We start from the raw sequence: 4,710 nt of genomic DNA, 5'->3' as shown, positions 1-4,710 counted from the left end.
AGCAGACCGACCGTCATCACGAACGCGATTATACTGTTCGGCAGCGCAACCAACCCGATTATCGGGTCGATTGTCATCGCCAGCGAGAAAAAGACCACGCCGGAGATTGTACCAACGATGAGCGTAGGAAACAGTTTGCGGATGGCCTCGTTCGGGCCGACCAGGAAGGCGCCGGCCCAGGTGACGTAGGTCGCCCATACCGGGATATTCGCGCACACGAAGAGCGGGATGGTGAGCGCCGCCAGCGTGGCAATATACCACTCCATCGGAATGGGATTCCTTGGCATGGCGCAATCCTCCTGTCGCCAGACGCTTCGGGACGGCCCGCGCTACCTAGTCGAATCGCATACCTATGCAGCTTGCAAGGCTGCGTCAAGAAGCCGCTTCTATTTCCTAGGGCGAGTCATGCTCCCCATCGCCTGCGCCGCGGTGACCTTGACCGGATATTGAGAATAGTTCGCCTTGAGCTCGATGACGTATTGGTCGGGATCGAGGATGTAGAGCGAGGTTCCGAAGCCGGTTGCGCCATAGCGCTCGTGCACCGGCGAAGCCGTCTCGACCTTATGCTCGGCCAGGTATTCGACGATTTTGTTCATATCGCCCCGAACCATCAGGCAGAGATGATCGATACCCCGCTGCGTTCCCTGGCCGAGGCTAGCGCCTGCGGGCAATACGCAGAGGTCGATCAGGTTGCGGCCGCATCGGAGCTGGTAGATGCCGATATCCTCGATGATCCGCTCGAGGCTCAATCCGAGTACGCTCACATAGAAGTCCAGGCTGCGCTTTATATCGGATACCCGCAGCACAGCGTGATCGATTCCATCGAATTCCAAAGGATGCGTCGGCATGACGGCCTCCTTTTGCGTTGATTCGATTTCTACTTGAGCGGAACGATCAGCTCTTTGGCCCAACCCTCGTCGTAAGGAACCGCCAGCCTGAGGTTGACCCGCAGGTGCTGATATTTCCACTGGCCGTTGCGCTTCACATAGTCGTCCTTGTACTGCAGCGCCAGCCATCGCGCCTGATGACGCTCGCGGAATCTGAACGTGCCCAGGAAATACCATTCGGCGGTCGCGCGATCGCCGTGGACCTCGATAATCGGGTTCATGACATTGTGCTGCGAGAACTCGATAAGCTTCTGGAATCCCTGGAAGAGCCGGCGAATCTCCGCATGCCCCTTGCCGGTCCCGAACTCGGCGCTCTCCCAAATTGCGTCCTCGGCGAACACCGAGGTGATCCTGTCCGGGTTGTGATCGTCGTCGCAGATTTCGCAGTACCTGGCCTTGAGCTGTTTGATCGCCTCGATATCTTCGAGGCGGGTCAGCCGTCGTTCGAGTGCTTCAAGATCCATATTTTCGTCCTCCGCTCGCGTGCGATAGTCGGCGCGCGTCTCACCTGTAGTTGACGCCCGGTTTACTTGGCGCTCCGGCGCCGGAGCGTGACCTCATTTGCCCACAGTTGCGCGCCAAGCGCCAGAGCTTTCCGGGGCGCGCCGCCGGCCCGCTCGGGTTTGGATTCCCAATCCCGCTCGTGCCATTATGGGCGCGAACAAAAACCCGGTTTTCCTGAGACGCGCGTGCTCCGACCTCCACTGCCAATCCTGACCGTGCGCCATCCGGCGCCTTGCGGACATCGCGATGCCTGACGCCGGCTCGACAACCGCTGCAAGCCCGCCGCGCGCAACCCCGCAGCCCGTGGCCGTACCGCTGACTCGCGCGGCCATTTTTCTGGTCATTACGGTTAAGGCAGGCGCCGAGAACGAAGCGCGAGTCCGCGCGATGTGCGGCGACCTGGCGAAACTCATACGCGCAGTGGGATTCCGCGACCAGGAAGGAAATCTCTCGTGCGTCATCGGTTTCGGATCGGACCTCTGGGACCGGCTGTTCCCGGGCCCGCGCCCGGCCGAGCTTCATCCCTTCCGCGAGATAGTCGCCGGCCCGCGCCACGCTGTCGCGACGCCCGGAGATCTGCTCTTTCATATTCGCGCCGAGCGCCACGACCTCTGCTTTGAACTGGCGATGCTGATCATGACAAGCTTGGGCGACGCGGTTTCGTTCGCCGACGAGGTCGACGGCTTTCGCTATTTCGACACCCGCGACGTGCTCGGCTTCGTCGACGGGACGGAGAACCCGACGAACCAGGAGGCGATCGACGCCGCTTTGGTCGGCGCGGAGGACCCCGCATTTGCCGGCGGAAGCTACGTGATCGTGCAGAAGTATCTGCACGATCTGGCCGGATGGAACGCGCTGCCGACCGAGGCCCAGGAGCGAATCATCGGCCGCACCAAGCTCGCCGACGTCGAGCTTGACGACACGGTCAAACCGACTTCCGCGCACAATGCGCTGAACACGATCGTGGAGGACGGCAAGGAGATGAAGATCCTCCGCGAAAACATGACGTTCGGCCGCCCCGGCCAGGCCGAATTCGGCACCTACTTCATCGGTTACGCGCGCACGCCCCGCATCACCGAGCAGATGCTGCAGAACATGTTCGTCGGGCGACCGCCGGGCAATTACGACCGGATACTGGACTTCAGCCGCGCGGTTACCGGCGGCCTGTTCTTCGTTCCGTCGCTCACCTTCCTCGAAACGGTGATGCCCGAGGCGCCGCCTGATGCGGCGGCGGTCGCGCCGGTCAACACCGCAGACACCGCGCCACCGTCGAACGCGTCACCATTGGCCCCGAAGGCGAGCAATGGTTCGCTCGGCATAGGCTCCCTCAAGGGAGCGCCCCAAGACAAATAAACGGGATGAACAACCATGAATAACCTGCATCGCGAACTCGCTCCGATCACCGACAGCGCGTGGGCGCAAATCGAGCAGGAAGCCGCGCGGACGCTCAAGCGCTATCTCGCCGGCCGCCGGGTGGTGGACGTCAAGGAGCCGGGCGGCGTCAGCCTGGCCGCGGTCGGCACGGGGCATCTGCGCAATGTCGAACCGCCGGGAGAAGGAATCATCGCGCGTCAGCGCGAGGCCAAGCGCCTCGTCGAGTTGCGCGTGCCGTTTGTGCTCGATCGCCAGGCGATCGACGACGTGGAGCGCGGCGCGAACGATTCGGATTGGCAGCCGCTCAAGGACGCGGCCAAACTGATCGCTTTTGCCGAGGACCGCGCGATCTTCGAGGGCTACGCGGCGGGCGAAATCGAAGGGATTCGCAAGGGCACCAGCAATCCCGTCGGGACCCTGCCAGAAAACGTGATCGAGTATCCCGACGCGATCGCCCAGGCGCTAAGCCAGCTGCGCCTGGTCGGAGTCAACGGCCCCTACTCGGTGGTCATGGGTGCCGACGCCTATACCGCGCTCAGCGAGGCCAGCGATCACGGCTATCCGGTGATTCAGCACATCCAGCGCTTGGTCAACGAGGAAATCATCTTCGCTCCGGCGATCGCGGGAGCTTTCGTACTTAGTACTCGCGGCGGCGATTTCGATCTGCATATAGGCCAGGACGTTTCGATTGGCTATTCGAGCCATACCAACTCGGCGGTCAGCCTCTACCTGCAGGAGACCTTCACCTTTCTGCTGCTTACCGCGGAAGCCTCGGTGGCGCTGACCCCCGCAGCCGGCTCCGCACAGAGAGCCGCCGCACCGCGGAAGCCAGCCCCGCGCCCGCGCTGAACGGCACGCTCGGCGTGGGTCGAACCAGCGAGCCAGATCAGGACGGAACGGGCGTGCTCGCCCATCCGCCGCGCGCGCGGATGCTGCGGGCGGGCTTGATCACCTCTTCGCCGAAGCGCTGGATCTGCGCCTCGAGTTCCTCGGCCTTTCCGAAGCAATCGAGGATGAATACCGCCAGCGAGTAACCGGCGTCGGCGAAGCGTTGAAGGTCCGCGAGCACGTCGGCGGCAGATCCTGTGCAAATCGGGCGCGGCTTGCTTCCCTTCCCCTGCTCGGAGGGAGAGGTCAGCCGCCCCGAGACCACCGCCATCATGAAGAACTTCGAAACGTCGCGCCCGAGCCTGTCCGCCTCGCGCCGTATTTCGTCCTGCAGCGGCGCGTAGCGGTTCGGCTCCGCCTGCGGATCGAGAAAGATAGGATAAAAGCCGTCGCAGTGGCGGATCGCGCGGCGCGCGCCGGCCGGGACCACGCCGCCGAAGATGATCGGCGGACGCGGTTTCTGAACCGGCTTCGGATCCATCGAGACCTGCTCGAAATTGTAGAAACGGCCGCGAAAATCCACCACATCCGCGGTCCATGAACGTTTGAAGATCTCGATACACTCGTTGGCCATCGCGCCGCGCTCGGCGTACGGCAGGCCGAGCACCGCGAATTCCTCCTTCATCCAGCCGGCGCCGACGCCGAGCATCAGCCGCCCCCTGGAAAGCAGATCGACGGTGGCGAATTGCCGCGCGTCGCTCAGCGGATTTCGATAGGGAGCAATCAGGACGCTCGTACCCAGCTTGAGCGTGGTGGTGCTGACGGCGACCGCGCCCATCGTCACCGCCGCATCGAGCATGTCGTGGCGCGCTTCATAAGCCCGCTTGCCGGAAGCGTTGGCCACGTGTGCGCTGCTCGATCCGGTCGGCATGCAGACGTGATCGGGAAACCACATAGAATGGAATCCGGCGGCTTCCGCAAGCCGCGCCGCCTGGACCGGCCGCATCTCTTCCATCGGCGCCGACCTGAGATAGAAGTCGGTCTCGTCGCGATAACCGATACCGTGCGTCGTCGCATAGATTCCTATGTCCATCGGTTAATTTCCCCGCTCGCTTGC

Annotated in this window: 6 protein-coding genes; 2 read left to right on the top strand and 4 right to left on the bottom strand. The window is 63.0% G+C overall.

Going from position 1 to position 4,710, the window contains the following annotated elements; genetic code table 11:
- The 3 genes from VMI09_05775 to VMI09_05765 form a co-directional block, all read right to left on the bottom strand.
- On the bottom strand, positions 1–287 hold a 287-nt coding region (locus VMI09_05775), incomplete at its 3' end, for a hypothetical protein (protein HTQ24186.1).
- Between the two features lie 99 nt (positions 288–386).
- Entirely contained in the window at positions 387–848 is a 462-nt protein-coding gene (locus tag VMI09_05770; GenBank protein HTQ24185.1) for a VOC family protein, read from the bottom strand.
- A 29-nt stretch (positions 849–877) separates the two neighbouring features.
- Positions 878–1,351, bottom strand: coding sequence for a nuclear transport factor 2 family protein (locus VMI09_05765; protein ID HTQ24184.1), 474 nt, complete (start codon positions 1,349–1,351; stop codon positions 878–880).
- Between the two features lie 286 nt (positions 1,352–1,637).
- Between VMI09_05765 and VMI09_05760 the strand changes: the two genes are divergently transcribed.
- A complete protein-coding gene (locus VMI09_05760; GenBank protein HTQ24183.1) occupies positions 1,638–2,744 on the top strand; it encodes a Dyp-type peroxidase in 1,107 nt (368 codons plus the stop codon).
- A gap of 15 nt (positions 2,745–2,759) precedes the next feature.
- Positions 2,760–3,614: a family 1 encapsulin nanocompartment shell protein gene (locus tag VMI09_05755; protein ID HTQ24182.1), complete on the top strand. Its 855-nt coding sequence runs from the start codon at positions 2,760–2,762 to the stop codon at positions 3,612–3,614.
- A 37-nt stretch (positions 3,615–3,651) separates the two neighbouring features.
- Here VMI09_05755 and VMI09_05750 read toward each other — a convergent pair whose 3' ends face one another.
- Positions 3,652–4,686, bottom strand: a complete 1,035-nt coding sequence (locus VMI09_05750; GenBank protein ID HTQ24181.1) for a TIGR03619 family F420-dependent LLM class oxidoreductase — start codon at positions 4,684–4,686, stop codon at positions 3,652–3,654.
- Positions 4,687–4,710: the final 24 nt, after the last annotated feature.

The sequence above is a fragment of the Candidatus Binataceae bacterium genome (assembly GCA_035500095.1).
Classification (GTDB): domain Bacteria; phylum Desulfobacterota; class Binatia; order Binatales; family Binataceae; genus JAKAVN01.
This window is presented reverse-complemented; position numbering and strand designations above follow the sequence as displayed.

Excerpts from the sequence above, each read along its gene's own strand:
- VMI09_05765 (HTQ24184.1), bottom strand. The coding sequence starts at position 1,351 with ATGGATCTTGAAGCACTCGAACGACGGCTGACCCGCCTCGAAGATATC.
- VMI09_05755 (HTQ24182.1), top strand. The coding sequence starts at position 2,760 with ATGAATAACCTGCATCGCGAACTCGCTCCGATCACCGACAGCGCGTGG.
- VMI09_05770 (HTQ24185.1), bottom strand. The coding sequence starts at position 848 with ATGCCGACGCATCCTTTGGAATTCGATGGAATCGATCACGCTGTGCTG.
- VMI09_05760 (HTQ24183.1), top strand. The coding sequence starts at position 1,638 with ATGCCTGACGCCGGCTCGACAACCGCTGCAAGCCCGCCGCGCGCAACC.
- VMI09_05750 (HTQ24181.1), bottom strand. The coding sequence starts at position 4,686 with ATGGACATAGGAATCTATGCGACGACGCACGGTATCGGTTATCGCGAC.